General features: G+C 57.3%; 19 protein-coding genes. 10 read left to right on the top strand and 9 right to left on the bottom strand.

The genetic code is table 11. The features are described from left to right. Window positions 1-12: 12 nt before the first annotated feature. From gsiB to gsiD, 3 genes are read left to right on the top strand one after another with little or no spacing between them, the layout of a single operon-like run. Window positions 13-1548, top strand: a complete 1536-nt coding sequence (gene gsiB, locus E7738_RS07910) for a glutathione ABC transporter substrate-binding protein GsiB (RefSeq protein WP_058757797.1) — start codon at window positions 13-15, stop codon at window positions 1546-1548. A gap of 49 nt (window positions 1549-1597) precedes the next feature. Further along, on the top strand, window positions 1598-2518 hold the full coding sequence (gene gsiC / locus E7738_RS07905; RefSeq protein ID WP_058769519.1) for a glutathione ABC transporter permease GsiC: 921 nt from the start codon (window positions 1598-1600) through the stop codon (window positions 2516-2518). Window positions 2519-2528: 10 nt separating this feature from the next. Then, entirely contained in the window at window positions 2529-3434 is a 906-nt protein-coding gene (gsiD, locus tag E7738_RS07900) for a glutathione ABC transporter permease GsiD (protein WP_058757796.1), read from the top strand. A 245-nt stretch (window positions 3435-3679) separates the two neighbouring features. Here gsiD and E7738_RS07895 read toward each other — a convergent pair whose 3' ends face one another. Then, window positions 3680-5347, bottom strand: coding sequence for a methyl-accepting chemotaxis protein (locus E7738_RS07895; RefSeq protein ID WP_021508398.1), 1668 nt, complete (start codon window positions 5345-5347; stop codon window positions 3680-3682). A gap of 116 nt (window positions 5348-5463) precedes the next feature. On the opposite strand from E7738_RS07895, the gene E7738_RS07890 reads away from it, so the two are divergent. Further along, window positions 5464-5913: a DUF4385 domain-containing protein gene (locus tag E7738_RS07890; protein ID WP_058775349.1), complete on the top strand. Its 450-nt coding sequence runs from the start codon at window positions 5464-5466 to the stop codon at window positions 5911-5913. On the opposite strand, the gene rimO is transcribed toward E7738_RS07890, so the two are convergent. The 3 genes from rimO to E7738_RS07875 all read right to left on the bottom strand — a co-directional run bounded on the left by rimO (window position 5910) and on the right by E7738_RS07875 (window position 8061). Beyond that, the gene (rimO, locus tag E7738_RS07885) at window positions 5910-7235 is read right to left on the bottom strand and encodes a 30S ribosomal protein S12 methylthiotransferase RimO (RefSeq protein WP_104187018.1); all 1326 of its coding nucleotides are present in this window, start codon (window positions 7233-7235) and stop codon (window positions 5910-5912) included. The two genes, E7738_RS07890 and rimO, sit on opposite strands and share 4 nt — an antisense overlap. A 126-nt stretch (window positions 7236-7361) precedes the next feature. Next, window positions 7362-7727, bottom strand: coding sequence for a helix-turn-helix domain-containing protein (locus E7738_RS07880; RefSeq protein ID WP_021508395.1), 366 nt, complete (start codon window positions 7725-7727; stop codon window positions 7362-7364). Window positions 7728-7800: 73 nt separating this feature from the next. Beyond that, entirely contained in the window at window positions 7801-8061 is a 261-nt protein-coding gene (locus E7738_RS07875; RefSeq protein ID WP_031279864.1) for a type II toxin-antitoxin system RelE family toxin, read from the bottom strand. A gap of 296 nt (window positions 8062-8357) precedes the next feature. On the opposite strand from E7738_RS07875, the gene E7738_RS07870 reads away from it, so the two are divergent. Both E7738_RS07870 and E7738_RS07865 read left to right on the top strand, forming a co-directional pair. After that, window positions 8358-8993, top strand: a complete 636-nt coding sequence (locus E7738_RS07870; protein ID WP_021508393.1) for a carbonic anhydrase — start codon at window positions 8358-8360, stop codon at window positions 8991-8993. 113 nt (window positions 8994-9106) lie between these two features. Continuing rightward, window positions 9107-10240, top strand: coding sequence for a PQQ-dependent sugar dehydrogenase (locus tag E7738_RS07865; protein WP_127833855.1), 1134 nt, complete (start codon window positions 9107-9109; stop codon window positions 10238-10240). Here the strand turns inward: E7738_RS07865 and E7738_RS07860 are convergent, their stop codons facing one another. Beyond that, window positions 10241-10897, bottom strand: coding sequence for an HAD family hydrolase (locus E7738_RS07860; protein WP_058780827.1), 657 nt, complete (start codon window positions 10895-10897; stop codon window positions 10241-10243). It lies immediately after the preceding gene. 274 nt (window positions 10898-11171) lie between these two features. Between E7738_RS07860 and E7738_RS07855 the strand changes: the two genes are divergently transcribed. Then, on the top strand, window positions 11172-12377 hold the full coding sequence (locus E7738_RS07855) for a serine hydrolase (protein WP_058780826.1): 1206 nt from the start codon (window positions 11172-11174) through the stop codon (window positions 12375-12377). Window positions 12378-12425: 48 nt separating this feature from the next. Here E7738_RS07855 and ybjG read toward each other — a convergent pair whose 3' ends face one another. The 3 genes from ybjG to E7738_RS07840 all read right to left on the bottom strand — a co-directional run bounded on the left by ybjG (window position 12426) and on the right by E7738_RS07840 (window position 15664). Continuing rightward, window positions 12426-13031 carry an undecaprenyl-diphosphate phosphatase gene (ybjG, locus tag E7738_RS07850; RefSeq protein ID WP_021508389.1) on the bottom strand — a complete coding sequence of 202 codons (606 nt, stop codon included), beginning with the start codon at window positions 13029-13031 and terminating at the stop codon, window positions 12426-12428. After that, window positions 13018-13773 carry a phosphatase PAP2 family protein gene (locus tag E7738_RS07845; RefSeq protein ID WP_394516264.1) on the bottom strand — a complete coding sequence of 252 codons (756 nt, stop codon included), beginning with the start codon at window positions 13771-13773 and terminating at the stop codon, window positions 13018-13020. Before E7738_RS07845 ends, ybjG begins: the two co-directional genes overlap by 14 nt. 202 nt (window positions 13774-13975) lie before the next feature. Further along, entirely contained in the window at window positions 13976-15664 is a 1689-nt protein-coding gene (locus E7738_RS07840) for an aspartate:alanine antiporter (RefSeq protein ID WP_394516263.1), read from the bottom strand. Window positions 15665-15924: 260 nt separating this feature from the next. On the opposite strand from E7738_RS07840, the gene ybjM reads away from it, so the two are divergent. Beyond that, on the top strand, window positions 15925-16296 hold the full coding sequence (gene ybjM / locus E7738_RS07835; protein ID WP_021508386.1) for an inner membrane protein YbjM: 372 nt from the start codon (window positions 15925-15927) through the stop codon (window positions 16294-16296). A gap of 33 nt (window positions 16297-16329) precedes the next feature. Here ybjM and E7738_RS07830 read toward each other — a convergent pair whose 3' ends face one another. Beyond that, window positions 16330-16593: a GrxA family glutaredoxin gene (locus E7738_RS07830; RefSeq protein WP_010618314.1), complete on the bottom strand. Its 264-nt coding sequence runs from the start codon at window positions 16591-16593 to the stop codon at window positions 16330-16332. A 208-nt stretch (window positions 16594-16801) separates the two neighbouring features. Between E7738_RS07830 and E7738_RS07825 the strand changes: the two genes are divergently transcribed. Further along, window positions 16802-17053, top strand: coding sequence for a DUF1418 family protein (locus tag E7738_RS07825; RefSeq protein ID WP_021508385.1), 252 nt, complete (start codon window positions 16802-16804; stop codon window positions 17051-17053). A gap of 12 nt (window positions 17054-17065) precedes the next feature. Further along, entirely contained in the window at window positions 17066-17788 is a 723-nt protein-coding gene (nfsA, locus tag E7738_RS07820; protein WP_394516262.1) for an oxygen-insensitive NADPH nitroreductase, read from the top strand.

The raw sequence follows: 17788 nt of genomic DNA, 5'->3' as shown, positions 1-17788 counted from the left end.
AGAACGATAACGATGCACCATATCATGCGAAAAGGGGTTATCACTGCCGGGTTGTTGAGTTCGGCGCTGGCGCTGCCCGCCTGGGCGGCCAAAGATGCGGTGATTGCCGTGGCGTCGACCTTCACCACGCTGGATCCGTACGACGCCAACGACACGCTGTCGCAGGCGGTGGCCAAGTCTTTCTATCAGGGCCTGTTCGGCTTCGATAAAGACATGAAGCTGGTCAACGTGCTGGCTGAAAGCTATCAGGCCAGCAGCGATGGGCTGACTTATACCATCAAACTGCGTCCGGGCGTGAAATTCCAGGATGGCACGGATTTCAATGCTGAAGCGGTGAAGGTCAACCTCGACCGCGCCAGCAATCCGGACAACCATCTCAAGCGCTATAACCTGTTTAAATATATCGCCACCACCGAAGTGGTCGATCCGTCCACGGTGAAAATTACCCTGAAGCAGCCGTTCTCAGCGTTTATCAACAATCTGGCACACCCGGCTGCGGTGATGATCTCGCCAACCGCGCTGAAAAAATATGGCAAGGACATCGGTTTCCATCCGGTAGGCACCGGACCTTATACCTTTGACACCTGGAACCAGACCGACTTTGTCAAAGTGAAAAAGTGGTCGGGCTACTGGAAACCGGGCTATCCAAAACTCGACAGCATTACCTGGCGCCCGGTGGTGGACAACAACACCCGCGCGGCGATGCTGCAAACCGGCGAGGCCAGCTTTGCCTTCCCGGTGCCGTTAGAGCAGGCCAAACTGTTGCAGGGCAATAGCAAGCTGGATGTGGTGACCACACCATCGATCATGCAGCGTTACATTAGCCTCAACGTGACACAAAAGCCGTTCGATAACCCGAAAGTGCGTGAAGCGCTGGAGTACGCCATCAATCGCCAGGCGCTGGCCAAAGTGGCCTTTGCCGGTTACGCCACGCCAGCTACCGGCATCGTGCCGCCGCGCATTGATTTTGCCCAGAGCTATCCGGCCATCAAATACGATCCGGCCAAAGCGCGCGAGTTGCTGAAGGAAGCGGGCTACCCGAACGGTTTCGAAACCACGCTGTGGTCATCGCATAACCACAGCACCGCGCAGAAAGTGCTGCAGTTCACCCAGCAGCAGCTGGCGCAGGTGGGTGTGAAGGTGAAAGTCACGGCGATGGATGCCGGCCAGCGCGCGGCGGAAGTGGAGAGTAAAGGGCAGAAAGAGAGCGGGGTGCGCATGTTCTACACCGGCTGGTCAGCCTCCACCGGCGAAGCCGACTGGGCGCTGACGCCGCTGTTCGCCACCAGCTCGTGGCCACCGGCGATCTTCAACACCGCGTTCTACAGCAACCCGCAGGTGGATAAAGATCTGGCGGATGCGCTGAAGACCACCGATCGCGACCAGAAAGCCAGACTGTATAAAGACGCGCAGGACCGCATCTGGAACGATCACCCGTGGATTCCGCTGGTGGTGGAGCAGCTGCTGTCTGCGAACAATAAAAACCTGACCGGTTTTTACGTCATGCCCGATACCTCATTCAATTTTGATGAGGCGGATCTGAAGTAACAGATGCGGCCAGCCTTACGGGGCTGGCCGATGCTGCGCGGGATTTCGCATGCTCAACTATTTTCTTAAACGCCTGCTCGGGCTGATTCCCACGCTGCTGATTGTCGCAGTGCTGGTGTTCCTGTTCGTGCATCTGCTGCCGGGCGACCCGGCGCGCCTGATTGCCGGACCGGAAGCGGATGCCTCAGTGGTGGCGCTGGTGCGTCAGGAACTGGGGCTCGATCAGCCGCTGATTCAGCAGTTCTGGCACTTTATCCTCAATGCTTTGCAGGGTGATTTTGGTCAGTCGATGGTGTCAAAGCGGCCGGTCTCTGCTGAAATTGCCGCGCGCTTTTTTCCTACTCTGTGGCTGACGCTGAGCAGCATGGTGTGGGCGGTACTGTTTGGCATGGCGATCGGCATCGTTTCGGCGGTATGGCGCAATCGCTGGCCGGACCGCATCGGCATGACGCTGGCGGTTTCCGGCATCTCCTTTCCGGCGTTTGCGCTGGGTATGCTGCTGATGCAGGTCTTTTCGGTCGAGCTCGGCTGGCTGCCAACGGTGGGCGCCGACAGCTGGCAGCACTACATTCTGCCGTCGATTACGCTCGGTGCCGCCGTGGCCGCGGTGATGGCGCGCTTTACCCGCGCTTCGTTCGTTGAGGTGATGCAGGAAGATTATATGCGCACCGCGCGGGCCAAAGGGGTGCGCGAATCGCTGGTGGTGGTCAAACATGGGCTGCGCAATGCCATGATTCCGGTGGTCACCATGATGGGGCTGCAGTTCGGCTTTCTGCTCGGCGGCTCGATTGTGGTGGAAGTGGTGTTTAACTGGCCCGGACTGGGCCGTCTGCTGGTGGATTCGGTGGAGATGCGCGATTACCCGGTGATTCAGGCCGAGGTGCTGCTGTTCTCGCTGGAGTTCATTCTGATTAACCTGATCGTCGATATGCTTTACGCGGCGATCAACCCGGCTATTCGCTACAGGTAAGGAGTCGCAATTGAAGAACTGGCGACGCGAGGCGGCACTGAAATCCCTGCCGCTGATGACGGAAAACCGGGTTCGCACGCCGTGGCGTGAATTCTGGCGGCGCTTTCGCCGTCAGCATGTGGCGCTGCTGGCGGGCGCGTTTGTGTTGCTGCTGATTGTGGTGGCGTTTATCGCCCCATGGATCGCCCCGTTTGATGCCGAAAACTATTTTGACTACGACCGGCTCAACGAAGGGCCGTCGTGGATGCATCTGTTTGGCGTCGATTCACTTGGACGCGATATCTTCAGCCGGGTGCTGGTCGGGACGCGCATTTCGCTGATCGCCGGCTTCTTCTCGGTGGCGATTGGCACGGTGATCGGCACCGTGCTGGGGCTGCTGGCGGGCTATTACGAAGGCTGGTGGGATCGCATCACCATGCGCATCTGCGATGTGTTGTTTGCGTTTCCCGGCATCCTGCTGGCGATCGCGGTGGTGGCGATCATGGGCAGCGGCATGAGCAACGTGATTGTGGCGGTGGCGATTTTTAGTATTCCGGCATTTGCCCGTCTGGTGCGTGGCAATACGCTGGTGCTGAAACATCAGACCTATATCGAGTCGGCGCGCAGTATTGGTGCTTCCGACTGGACCATTATCATGCGTCACATTTTGCCCGGTACGGTGTCGTCGATTGTGGTCTATTTCACCATGCGTATCGGTACTTCGATCATCACCGCTGCCAGCCTGTCCTTTCTCGGCCTGGGCGCGCAGCCACCGACGCCGGAGTGGGGCGCGATGCTCAACGAGGCGCGCGCCGATATGGTGATTGCACCGCACGTGGCGATCTTCCCCAGCCTGGCGATTTTTCTCACCGTGCTGGCGTTCAATTTGCTGGGCGACGGCCTGCGCGATGCGCTGGACCCGAAACTGAAGAGCTGATTTTCGAGCTGGCAGGCATGAACCGGAGCCACAGTGCCGCCATTCAGGGGAAATATTTGTCCGTGCAGTATTTGGGTCACCATGAATGGCGACCCTACAAGGTCATTGCGCAACATATTGTCGGCTGCACATTGAGATATGAGGGCATTGCGCGTTTTTTACCGCTCGCACATTAATGTCCAGCGGCATTGCTTGTTGTAGGGTGCGCATTCATGCGCACCGGTATCCTTTTACGCCTTAGCCCATCAAAACGTTTCCCAGTTGTCGTTACCGTGGCTCACCGCCGCGGGCAGGGCGCGGGTCGGGGCGGGCAGCACCGGTTTCACCACCCGCTCGGTTACTGCTGCGGGTGGGCGCGCGCCGGTGTTGAAACGTGCCACCGCTGATGACAACCGGCTGGCCTGCTGCTCCAGCGATGCCGAGGCGCTGGCCGATTCCTGCACCAGCGTGGCGTTCTGCTGCGTCACGCGATCCATCTCATTCACCGCCTGGCCAATCTGGTCGATACCGCGGCTCTGCTCATCAGAGGCAGAGGCAATCTCGCCCATGATATCGGTGACGCGCGTCACCGCGCTGACAATCTCCTGCATGGTATCGCCAGCGCTGCTGACCTGCTGCGAACCGAGATCCACGCGCTGCACGGAGTTTTCAATCAGCAGTTTGATCTCTTTCGCCGCCTGCGCGCTGCGCTGGGCCAGGTTGCGCACTTCGCCCGCCACCACCGCAAAACCGCGCCCCTGCTCACCGGCACGCGCCGCTTCTACCGCGGCGTTAAGCGCCAGAATGTTGGTCTGGAAAGCGATACCGTCGATGACGCTGGTAATGTCGGCGATTTTTTTCGAGCTGTCCGCAATGTCACGCATGGTTTTCACCACGCCTTCCACCACGCTACCGCCTTTATCGGCGGTGTCCGACGCGGTTTTCGCCAGCTGCGTGGCCTGACGCGCGTTGTCAGCATTCTGCTTCACGGTCGCGGTCAGCTGTTCCATGCTGGCGGCGGTCTCTTCCAGTGAGGCAGCCTGCTGTTCGGTGCGCGCCGAGAGATCGTTATTACCGTTGGCGATGGCACTGGCGCTGCCAAAAATGGCATCCGCGCTGTCGCGCACGTTATTAATGGTACCAAGCAGCGCCTGCTGCATATGATTCAGGCTGGCGGCAATGGCCGCCATTTCACTGCGGCCTGCCACCTGCAGGCTGGCTGACAAATCGCCTTCGGCAAAGCGCTCGATCTGCTGCTGCACCTGCTGCATCGGTGCCAGCAGCACGCGGCGTACCAGCGTCCATACCGCCGCCACCATCAGCACCACCACCAGCGCGATGACGGCAATCATGATCAGCACCTGCTGATAGTTGCTGTCATTTTGCAGGCTGCGCTGATTGATCAGCTGCATGTTTTCATCGCGCCACTGCTGATAAGCCTGTTCCAGTTCATCCTGCGCCTGCTGCGCATCGAGGTTGCCGTAGGCCGCGTAGTTATTGGCTTTCAGAAACACGGCGGACTGCTGCAGCAGCGCGGCAAACGCTTTGAATTTATTGTCGATCAGATCGGCGGTCGACGCACTCTGGCCGTCGATGCGCGGATAGCTTCTATACTGATTGAAGTGCTGCTGCGCCGCTTCCAGCGAGGCACCGGCTGCCAGCAGCAGCTTGTTGATCGCCGCCAGCGACTGCTCGTCAGTCTGATTTTTCAGAATACGGATCGCCACGCGGTTGATGGTGACGCGGGTTTTCACCAGCGTTTGCCAGCCGTCGCCCAGCTCGCGCTGCTGATGAGACAACTGATTGCTGGCGGTGAAATTATGTTGTCCCGCGCGCAGCGAGGAGAAAAAGAGCGAGCCGGATATGGCCTGCATGGCTGTGAATACCACCAGAATAACCACAATGGCGGTCACAATTTTCATCTTGTTGAACATGTGAGCATCTCTTAGCAAATGAGCCGGTAGTTATGTTATCGGTGGAAAAAAGCATCACTAAAGTGCGGCAGCGAAATAATTCACCGCAGTAATGGTTACGGACAGGAGGCCAGGGGATGAAGCCCTTCAATTACCAGCAGGATTTTAAACAGCTCGACTTTCGTCAGCATCCGGAGCTGTATCAGGTCGGGCGCGGCGAGCAGGGGGTGCTGATGGTGGAACCTTATAAGAGCGAAATTCTGCCGCACTGGCGCTTTCGCACCGTCGAGTTGGCGCAGCAGTCATCAGAAAAAATCATGCAGCTGTTCGAGGCGTATCGCGCGCAGGATGATTTTGTCGGTATGGATATGGCGCGCAAATTTATTCAGATGGGTTACACCCGCGCGCGCCGCTACAGCAATCATCAGGGCGGACGGAAATACGATGCCGACGGCAAAGAGCTGCCACGTACGGTAGAGAAAGAAAAGGCCGCTGCGGCGGCCGTGTTCAAAGCATGCTGGGACCGGCTGCGCGCCGATAACGATTATCTGGCGCGCAAAAAAGCGCACCAGCAAAAGTACGGTTAAACGCGCGAGCCCCACAGGTCGTATTCGTCGGCGTGTTCGACTTTGACCCGCACCACCTCGCCGACCTTCACCTGGCGATCGCCATTCAGGTACACCGCACCGTCGATTTCCGGGGCGTCGGCCATGCTGCGGCCGACCGCGCCTTCTTCATCCACTTCATCGATGATCACCAGAATCTCGCGACCGATTTTCTCCTGCAGACGCTCTGCGGAGATCTGCTGCTGCAGCTGCATGAAGCGGTCAAAACGCGCCTGCTTGACGTCGTCCGGGACCTGATCCGGCAGCTGGTTAGCCGTGGCGCCTTCAACCGGGCTGTACTGGAAGCAGCCAACGCGATCGAGGCGCGCTTCACGCAGGAAGTCGAGCAGCATCTGGAAATCTTCTTCGGTTTCGCCCGGGAAACCCACGATGAAGGTGGAACGCAGCGTCAGCTCCGGACAGATTTCACGCCAGCGTTTGATGCGCTCCAGCGTGCGCTCAACCGCGCCCGGACGCTTCATCAGCTTCAGGATGCGCGGGCTGGCGTGCTGCAGTGGAATATCGAGGTAAGGCAGGATTTTGCCTTCGGCCATCAGCGGGATCACGTCATCGACGTGCGGATACGGATAAACGTAGTGCAGACGCACCCAGACGCCGAGTTTCGCCAGCTGCTCACACAGGCTGACCATGCTGGTTTTCACCGGCGAACCGTTCCAGAAACCGGTGCGGTGTTTAACATCGACGCCATACGCGGAGGTGTCCTGCGAGATCACCAGTAGCTCTTTTACGCCGGCTTCCACCAGACGTTTAGCTTCATCAAGTACTGCGCCAATCGGACGGCTGTCCAGATCGCCACGCATTGACGGGATGATGCAGAAAGTGCAGCGATGGTTACAGCCTTCGGAAATTTTCAGGTAAGCGTAGTGGCGCGGCGTCAGTTTCACGCCCTGTTCCGGCACCAGGCTGAGGAACGGGTTGTGCTCGGGTTTTGGCACGTAAGTGTGCACGTGCGACAGCACCTGCTCGTAGCTGTGCGGGCCGGTGATCTCCAGCACTTTCGGATGCACTTCGCGAATCTGATCCACTTTGGCGCCGAGGCAGCCGGTGACGATCACTTTGCCGTTTTCGTTCAGCGCTTCACCAATCGCTTCCAGTGATTCCTGTACGGCACTGTCAATAAATCCACAGGTGTTAACGATGACGATCTCCGCATCATCGTAGCGTGGCACCACGTCGTAGCCTTCTGTCCGCAGTTCCGTCAGGATGCGTTCAGAGTCGACGAGGTTTTTTGGGCAGCCGAGAGAGACGAAGCCTACACGCGGCGGATTTTTGACATGGCTCATAAGGATAAAAATTCATCATAATTAAGGTGGACAGGAGCGCGATTGTACAGAGGTTGACGAGGAAAATGTATAGGGAAGCGCTGTCGAAATCAGAGAAAAAGGCCACGCAAACGGTGGCCGGGGGAATTACAGCAATAATTGTTCCGGACGGCAGCTGTAGAGTCGGGCTAAGCGCTCGCGCGTTTTTTTCTGTGGTTTACTCTCTTTGCGTTCCAGTTGGGAAATTGCACTTTGCGTGGTCCCTAATTGTTCAGCTACATACTGCTGCGAGAGGTTACGGTAAACACGCCAGGCCGCCTGCAGACTGATATCCTGGCTGAGCATAATGCCAACCACGTCATGCGGCACGGTTTCATCATCATGTTCATCCGCTTCAATTGCGAGGGTTGTCCAGTTGCTTTCCGCATCTGAAAGCAGCTTTTCGTACTCCGCGACAGGCAGAACCACGAATTGCGGTTCGCCTGCTTCATCATAAATATACTGTTTTGACATACGTTATCCGGGTAGCGTCAGGTCGCGGCCAATGTCATCAGGTGCATAGCTGCGGGGTTTCCCCCGCAGAGTATCAGTAAGTATGAGAGGTTCTGCGTGCAACTTCTACAATCTCAAGAACGACAGGCTCTCCCTCTATCAACGCAAAGATAACCCGATAATCGCCCACCCGCAGACGGTAACGATTATCACTCTGCTGCAGCTTCCTGATGTCCAGGGCGACGGCCGGAAAGGCGATCAGCTGGGATGTCTTTTCAAAGATGCTTTTTTGATAGCGTTTGTCGATCTTCATCAGGTGTTTCAGGGCACGTTTAGACCAGGATACTTCAACCACAATGCACCTCTTTTCACCTGCCATCCCTGCAAGGGATAATTAGAAAATAAAGAGTAAATCTAATATTGTCAATCTAATAATATTATATGTCAGGGCAGGGCGGTTACCTGGCGCAACATTTTGTTTGGTGTACGCTTAGTGAGCATGGCGGACATCCGGGTTGTGCAAGCGGGTCGATTTTGCTTAAATATCGGGTTGGTAATTGTAAGTTATTATCGACATTACAGAATTTTAAAGCGCGCCAGCGGTGAGTTTCTCTCTGCCGGGGCTGAAGTGGATAATGTGAGAGCAGACAAATGCAAGAGATCGTCAAAGGTTTTCTGAATTTTCAACAGAATGTGTTTCCTGAAAGGAAGGATCTTTTCAAGAGTCTGGCGTCCAACCAGAATCCTAAAGCTTTATTCATCTCCTGTTCGGATAGCCGTCTGGTGCCAGAGCTGGTGACTCAGTCGGAGCCGGGCCAGCTGTTTGTGATCCGTAACGCCGGTAATATCGTCCCGCCGTTTGGTCCGGAGCCGGGTGGCGTGTCGGCAACCATTGAGTATGCGGTGGTCGCGCTGGGCGTAACCGAGATTATTATTTGTGGTCACTCCAACTGTGGTGCGATGAACGCGATTGCGTCCAACGCCGATCTCGAGAGCATGCCGGCGGTTGATCACTGGCTGCACTACGCCAATGCGGCAAAAGCGGTGGTGGAAGAGCGCAACTACGAATCGGTTGAGAAACGCCTCAACGAAATGGTGAAAGAGAACGTGATTGCCCAGCTCAACAATATCAAAACGCATCCTTCCGTTTCGGTCGCGCTGCGTAAAGGCAAGCTGCGCCTGCACGGCTGGGTTTATGATATTGAAAGCGGCGGCATTATTGCCCTGACCAAAGGCGGTGAATCCTTCATTTCACTGTCGGAAAACCCGGAAACCTGCTTCGAATAATCCTGCCTGCTATCCGCCCGGCCACTGCGCCGGGCTTAATGTTTTGTAAATCCTGCACATCCTTTCTTACTGGCTGACTACCCTTAACGGCAGACTGTGAAAAGGAGAATCCCATGCGTTTATGGCGTGTTGCGCTGCTGGCTGGCGCGCTCAGCGGTTCCTTTACCGCGCTGGCGGCCGATGTCCAGGTGCAGGTGTTACAGGACAAGCTCGATCATCCGTGGTCGGTGGCGTTTCTGCCCGACCAGCAAACCCTGCTTATTACCGAACGTTCCGGACAGCTGCGCAGCTGGCAGCCGGGCCGGGGGCTATCGCAGCCGATTAGTGGCGTACCCGACGTGTGGGCCAACCGCCAGGGCGGTCTGCTGGATGTGGTGCTGGCGCCGGACTTCGCGCAAAGCCGTCGGGTGTGGCTTAGCTATACCACCGCCGATGACACCGGCCGCGCGGGCGGCGTGGTGGGTTACGGCACGCTCAGCGCAGATCTCCGTCATCTGCAGGATTTTAAGGTGGTGCTGGAGCAAACGCCGAAACTGTCCGGCGGTGCCAACATCGGCACGCGACTGGCGTTTGATCGCCAGGGCTATCTGTACATCGCGTTCGGCGATAACTTTGCCAGCCGCAGCGCGCAGCAGCTGGACAAACTGTCGGGCAAAATTGTTCGCCTGACGCAGGACGGCAAGGTGCCGGCGGATAATCCGTTTAACCATCGTCAGGGCGCACGCGCGGAGATCTGGTCTTACGGCGTGCGCAACCCGCAGGGGCTGGCGCTCAATCCATGGACGCAGCAGATGTGGGAGAGTGAACACGGCCCGCGCGGCGGCGATGAGGTGAATCTGGCGGCGAAGGGCAAAAATTATGGCTGGCCGCTGGCGACATACGGCATTGATTACAGCGGGCAGAAAGTGCCGGAAGCGCAGGGCAGCGCCGTTGCCGGCACTGAGCAACCGCTGTTTTACTGGCAGCAATCGCCGGCCATCAGCGGCATGGCGTTTTACAATAGCGCGCGCTTTCCCCAGTGGAAAAACTCGCTGTTTATCGGTGCGCTGAAAGATAAAAGTCTGATCCGTCTGCGCGTTAACGGCGAGAAGGTCGAAGAGGCGCAGCGGCTGCTGGGCGACCGTGGCGAACGCATCCGCGATGTTCGTCAGGGGCCGGATGGTTATCTGTATGTGCTGACTGATGAGGCCAATGGCAAGCTGCTGAAAGTCGGGCTGGCGGATGCCGCCAGCGCCGCGCGCGGTTAATCAGCGCACCCAGTTACACACCTGCCAGCCGCGCTGCTGCGCTTCCTGCTGCAGCAGCGCGTCCGGGTTAATCACCCATGCATGATCGGCATGCGACAACAGCGGCAGATCGTTCATCGAATCGCTATACGCCCAGGTGCGCTCAAAACGTTGATCCTGCTGCAGCGCTCGCCAGTCGCTGAGGCGTGAAACTTTGCCTTCACGGTAAGTGGCGGTGCCGTAAATCTCACCGCTGTAGCGTTCATCGACCACTTCCACGCCAATCGCCAGCGCGCCGTGTACGCCCAGCCGTTCCGCAATCGGCACGGCGAGGTGATCGCCGCTGGCGGTAATAATCATTACCGTGTCGCCACGCTGCTGATGCCACTGAATGCGTTCGCGCGCGGCGGGAAAGACGCGCGGCAGGATATCGCGATGAATAAAGCGCCGCACCCAGCCTGCGACGGTGAGGGTCGCCATACCGGTGAGCGGTGAGAGCGTGGTGCGCATGTACTCTTCAATCGACAGGCTGCCGGCGTGGTATTGCGCCATCAGCGCCTGCTCCTGACGAATGATCTCTTCCGGTGCAAACCCCTGCGAAACCAGCCAGCGCAGCCAGAGGCTGGTGCTGTCTTCACAAATCAGGGTTTCATCCAGATCGAAAACGGCTAAGTCCATCATGATTCTCCTCGGGCTGACTGGCATCAGGTTAGCGGAATTTTGTGACTGGCTTAACTGTTCTGCGAAAATTCGGAATTTCTCGCAATTTTTCCTCTGCCCTGACGCCCGCGCACTGGCAGCGCAGCGGCCTTAATGCCAGGGTTACTCTAACAAACTCTAAAAAACTTTACGGTTTGGCGGTTTTTTTCACCGGCGTGAACCGTTAGCGTTTGGTAAGACATGTCTTACCTGCACAAATCCGTGATTTTACAAGGACAATTGGGTCACGCTCATGAGAAAAACTTCCCTGACTTCGGTCTGGCGGCCAGTGGCGGCCACTTCATTATTATTGCTTTTCGTTCCCGTCACCACTCAGGCCGAGCAGGCACCTCCGCCACCGCAGATTGAGGCCAAAGCGTGGATTCTGATGGACTACAGCAGCGGCAAAGTGCTGGCGGAGTCCAATGCCGATCAGCGTCTCGATCCCGCCAGTCTGACTAAAATGATGACCAGCTATGTAGTGGGTCAGGCGCTGAAATCCGGCAAAATTACTAACAACGATATGGTCACTATCGGCCAGGACGCGTGGGCCACCGGCAATCCGAAACTGCGCGGATCGTCGCTGATGTTCCTCAAGCCGGGCGATCGCATCCCGGTCTCGGAACTGAATAAGGGCGTGGTGATTCAGTCAGGGAATGATGCCTGTATCGCGCTGGCGGATTATGTCGCCGGCAGTCAGGATGCCTTCATCGGCCTGATGAACAATTACGTTAAAGCCTTTGGCCTGCAAAACACCCACTTCATGACGGTGCACGGTCTGGACGCCGAAGGCCAGTACAGCACCGCACGCGACATGGCGATCATCGGCCAGCGCCTGATTGGTGATGTGCCGGAAGAGTATGCGCTGAACAGCGAAAAAGAATTTACCTTTAATAATATCAAACAGATGAACCGCAACCGCCTGCTGTGGAGTAGCAACCTTAAGGTTGACGGCATCAAAACCGGGCATACCTCAGGGGCGGGCAACAATCTGGTTGCTTCAGCGGTCGATGGCGATATGCGCCTGATTTCGGTGGTACTGGGCGCGCAGACCGATGCCATTCGCTTTCGCGAGAGTGAAAAGCTGCTGACGTGGGGCTTCCGTTTCTATGAAACCGTTACGCCGATTAAAGCGGATAAACCGTTTGCCCAGCAGCGCGTGTGGTTTGGCGAAAACAGCCAGGTCAACCTCGGCGTGGCGAAGGATGCGGCGATCACTATCCCGAAAGGGCAGATGAAAAATCTCAAGGCCAGCTTTACCCTCAACACACCGCAGCTGGAAGCGCCGCTGAAAAAGAATCAGGTAGTGGGCACTATCGATTTCCAGCTGGATGGCAAAACCATTGAGCAGCGTCCGCTGGTGGCGATGGAGGATGTACCAGAAGCCGGCTTTATTGGCCGCATCTGGGATTTCATTATGATGAAATTCAACGGCTGGTTTGGTAAGTGGTTCAGTTAATCTCAGGACGGCGGGTCAGCCCGTGGCTAACCCGCCTGCCGGCTGAGTTTATCCGCGCACCCAGCCTTTTTTAATCGGCATCGCGAACAGGGCGCGGTAGAGTTGATGCGTCAGCGCCAGCATGCGCTGACCGTACAGCTGCCACGCCAGATGCGAAGCCAGACAGCCAAGCAACCCCACCAGAAAACCGCCCAGCATATCCAGCGGCCAGTGCACGCCGAGATACACGCGTGACCAGGCAATAGCGCTGCCAATCGCCAGCAAAACCACCCCGGACCACAGACGGTGCCAGAAAATAAACGCCAGCGCGAAGGTAAAAATCGTGGTGCCGTGATCGCTGGGATAGGAGTCATCAGCAGCGTGTGACAGGAACTGGTGACCAAAGCCAATGGCGAACGGGCGCGGGTGTGGCAGCAGCTGGCCCACGCACCAGGAGATGCTCAGCGCATAAATCAGCGCCATGCCGGTTTTCAGCACCAGCGCGCGCTGCGACTGCAGCTGATCGCGCGGTCCCCATAGCCACAGGGCGACAATCAGCAACGGTACAATCGCAATCACATCTTTGGCGATAAAGGTCGCCAGGCTGAGCAGCCACGCGGGTGAATCCGGCGTGGCGTTAATCCATAAAAAGAGGGTGTGGTTAAGAGCTTCCATCACGTTTCCTCGTCCTCGTCTTGTTTACCCAAAAAGAAATTGCGGCAAAAATCAGCAGCTGGCTGAGCCACACCCACCAGCCCGCCCACAAATTGTGGGAGAAAAAGTGCGCACCACGCATCACCTGGCCATAGCCCATCAGCAGGCCACAGGCGATTCCCACTGCCAGCGCCAGCAGCGCGCGGCGTGGACGCTCCGGCCACCACAAAAAAAACAGCGCCATCAACGCAAAGCCGCTGGAAGCATGGCCGCCCGGAAAGCACTGGCCGGGGCCACTGTTGGCCGGCACCGCCGCCAGCAGCGGAAAGCTCGCGGCATTGCCGCCGAACAGCGCCAGATCCCACGGACAGGAGTGCGCGCTGTGCGCCTTCAGCATGCCCACCACCAGCGGCCCCATACCAAACAGCAGGACCACCAGCACACGCCGGGCGTCACGCTGTTGCAGGCCGCGCAGTAATAGCAGCACCGCGCCAGCGATAATCATATCCTTCATCAGCCGATGGTTGATCAGATCCAGCCAGCGGTTGTGCTGCCACGGAAAACGCCGGGTGAGCGGATCAAACCAGCGCTGGCTGATGGCGATGTCGAGGCTTTCGTTACGCGACCACCACAGAAACGCCAGCGCCAGAATTGCCAGCAAAATAAGGTTGATAGCGTAGAAGCGCGCGGACAGAGAATAAATAGCCGCGCTCCGAATCTCACTGCGGGTTGTTGGAGTGTTTAACTTTGATGAAAGTTGCATGAATATTTGCAAATAGCGAAACCAGAGTCACAGGGTGGCAAATCACGCTTAGGGAAACCTTAAGGGGGGCGCGTAGCAGGCATAAAAAAACCCGCTAGCAGAAGGCTAACGGGCTCCTCAATTTGGGGATTTCAAAGAAAAGCAGTGGCACTTATTCAGACTGCATCGCGTCCGATTAGTTCTGACGCGTGTAAAAATATTTTTAAACAGGCAAAAGCGGCCAGATGATGACGATCAGCGTCCCCGCCAGCGTCAGCAAGACGTTGGCAATGGCGTAGGTGCCGGCATAGCCGAGCGCCGGAATGCTGCTGCGCGCGGTATCGCTGATAATCTCCATGGCCGGTGCGCAGGTGCGCGCGCCCATGATGGCACCAAACAGCAGCGCGCGGTTCATGCGCAGCACATAAGCGCCGAACAGATAGCAAATCACCACCGGCATCAGACTCACCAGCAGGCCGCTCAGCAGCATCAGCGCGCCCGCACTGCCGAGACCGTGCTGCAGGCCGCTGCCGGCGCTCAGGCCAACCCCGGCCATAAACACCATCAGGCCAAACTCTTTCACCATGGTCAGTGCACCCTGCGGGATGTAGCCAAACGTCGGGTGGTTGGCGCGCAGGAAGCCGAGCATGATGCCGGCAAACAGCAGCCCGGCGGCGTTGCCCAGGCCAAAGCTGAAGTTACTGAACTGGAAAGTGATCATGCCGATCATCAGGCCGATGATAAAGAAGGCGCAGAACGCCAGCAGATCGGTCATCTGGCTGTGAATAGCAATGAAGCCGATGCGATCGGCCAGGCTTTTCACCCGGCGCGCTTCGCCGCTCACCTGCAGCACATCGCCTTTGTTGAGCATAATGCTGTCGTCGATCGGCATCTCAATCTGGCTGCGGATCACCCGGTTCAGGAAGCAGCCATGATCGGTCAGTTTTAAATGACTCAGGCGTTTATTCACCGCGTTGTGGTTTTTCACCACGATCTCTTCGGTGACGATGCGCATGTCGAGCAGATCGCGATCGAACACCTCTTTACCATTACGGAAACTGGCGTCGAGACGCGCATGGGCATCCGGATAGCCCACCAGAGAAATTTCGTCGCCGAGCTGCAAAACTGCATCACCGTCCGGGCTGGCGAGAATGCCGTTACGCCGCAGGCGCTCAATGTAGCAGCCGGTCTGACGGTGAATCCCCAGCTCACGCAGGTTTTTGCCGCCGCTCCACTCAACCAGCTCCGGACCAACGCGGTAGGCGCGAATTACCGGCAGGAACACTTTACGCTGGCTGTCCGCATCCAGACCGCGCTCGCGCGCGATTTGCTGGGCGCAGGTCGGCAAATCCTGATGCTGCAGGCGCGGCAGGTAGCGTGCGCCGAAAATCAGGCTGACCAGCCCAATCAGATAGGTGAGGGCGTAACCCAGGCTGAGATTATCCTGCATGCGCCCCAGCAGCTGCGTGTCGCTGATGCTTTGCCGCAGCGTATCGCCTGCGCCCACCAGCACCGGCGTTGAGGTCATCGAGCCGGCCAGCATGCCGGCGGTGAGGCCGATATCCCAGCCAAACAGTTTGCCGAGCGTCAGCGCAATCAGCAGGGCGCTGACCACCATGACGATCGCCAGAAAGAAATAGTTCTTACCGTCGCGGAAAAAGATGGAAAAAAAGTTGGGACCGGCTTCCACCCCGACACAAAAAATAAACAGCATAAAGCCCAGACTTAAGGCGTCAGTATTAATCGCGAAGTGTTGCTGACCCAGAATCAGCGAAACCACCAGCACACCAATAGAATTACCGAGTTGTACGGAGCCAAGGCGTAATTTACCCAGGCACAGGCCGAGGGCTAATACGACAAATAATAACAGAACGTCATTTCCGCTTAACAATTCTGCGACGTTAATGTTCACGGTTTAACTTCTTATTTACCTGTAACGGGTTGATGGGAGGGGATTTTTTCGCTATCTTGTGACGGCAGCGCACGGCCCGGTCACCGAATGTTCTTAATCTGTGACCCACATAAAGCGGCGCCATTCTAATCATAATTAACACCCTCAGCTATCAGCAGTTTTCATTCCTTCTGCCTTCAGCTGTTTCTTTTTATTTCCACGTAAGCGCATCAGGGCAGTTAAAAGTTTCAATATTGTTAACGTCAAAGTTGAGGAGAGGTATGTTGCAGCGCAATAATCGCTGGCCAGCATCGGTTCTGGGCGTGATGCTTTATACGCTGGTGTTTATTTTTGCACATCATTTTTGGTCCGCCGCCGCGACGCAGGCGGTGCGTGGACAGCCGGAACTGCTGCTGTTTCTGCTGCCGGGCATCGTGATGGCGCTGCTGCAGCCGGACAGTCCGCTGATCGGCACACTGTGGATCGCGCTGGGCGGGACGCTGCTGGGTATGATGTGGGTGTGGCTGGTGATGCCGATGACGCACAGCTTGCTGCTGGTGACGGCGTGGAGCCTGAGTGCACTATTCTGGGCGGGGTGCGGTGCGCTGCTGGTGCGCCTGCTGCGCATTATGCTGGCGATGCGCACCAGCTGAGTGAAGCGAAGGCGGGCCCGCAGGCCCGTCAGGTCAGGCTTCGATGCCGAGGTTTTCTTTGGTCCACGCCGCAAATTCGGTGTAACCACCGATGTGCTGGTCGTCGAGGAAGATCTGCGGCACGGTAGAAACCGGTTTGCCGGCACGCGCTTCCAGATCGGCTTTGGTGATGCCGGTCGCCTGGATATCGACGTACTGATAATTAAAATCGTCGCGCTCGCTGGTTAACTTCGTGGCTAACTCTTTTGCTCGTACGCAGTAAGGGCAGCTGGAACGGCCAAAAATCACTGCAATCATTGCTTCTCTCCTTCCGCTGCTGTTTTGTGACTTGTCTCACATCACAGCGTGAATAATGCGTCACATCATGCCCGCCCATCCTGCTTAAGAAAAGCAGAAATTGCCTGTTACTCTAATGCGCGCTGTCTATACCCGGTCACAATGCCGTACTACAGTAATCGGGTATCACCTGCAGCAGAAACAGATGAACACTGAGGAGCCCTGAACCATGCGTAATCTGGCGACGTTGCCCAAACCCGTGCTACTGCTGGAAGCGCTGGGCGTGCTGGCAGTGATTGGCGCGCTGCTGCTGGTCAACGACTGGCTGGCGGCACCGGCATTCATGGCGAAAAAACCGCTGGCAACGCTGCTGTTTTTCCTCGGCATTGCGCTGATGTTGCCGGCAGCGTGGCTGATGATGTGGCGCACCGCAAAGGCGATGGCACCGCAGTTGTTCAATCACAACCACAAAAAGAAGTAACCGGAGAGGATTATGACGCCGACTATTGATTTGCTTTGCAGCCACCGTTCCATTCGCGCCTTTACTGAGCAGGGGATTGATGACGCCCAGCGCAGCGCGATTATCGCTGCGGCGCAGGCGGCCTCGACCTCCAGTTTTTTACAGTGTTCCTCCATCGTGCGTATGACCGACCGTGCCCTGCGCGAGCAGCTGGTGCAGCTCACCGGCGGCCAGCCGTGGGTCAGCGCCGCAGCGGAGTTTTGGGTATTCTGCGCCGACTTCAACCGCCACCAGCAAATCTGCCCTGAGGCCCAGCTGGGCCGTGCCGAACAGCTGCTGCTGGGCTGTGTCGATACCGCGCTGATGGCGCAGAACGCCATGATCGCTGCGGAATCGCTCGGTTTAGGCGGCGTGTTTATTGGCGGCATTCGCAACAGCATCGCGCAGGTGACGGAGCTGCTGGGGCTGCCGAAGTTTGTGCTGCCGCTGTTTGGTTTCTGCATCGGCCATCCCGACGCGTCACCGGACGTCAAGCCGCGCATGCCGCAGGCGATGCTGGTGCATGAAAACCGCTACCAGCCGCTGGATAAAGCGGTGCTGGCGCAATATGACCAGCAAATCACCGCTTACTATCAGCAGCGCGACAGCAATCAGCGCTCGGAAACCTGGAGTGAACTGATTCAGCGTTTGATCATTAAAGAAACGCGACCGTTTATGCTGGACTACCTGCATCAGCAGGGCTGGGCAACGCGCTAA

Source organism: Pantoea sp. SGAir0430 (genome assembly GCF_043549295.1).
This window is presented reverse-complemented; position numbering and strand designations above follow the sequence as displayed.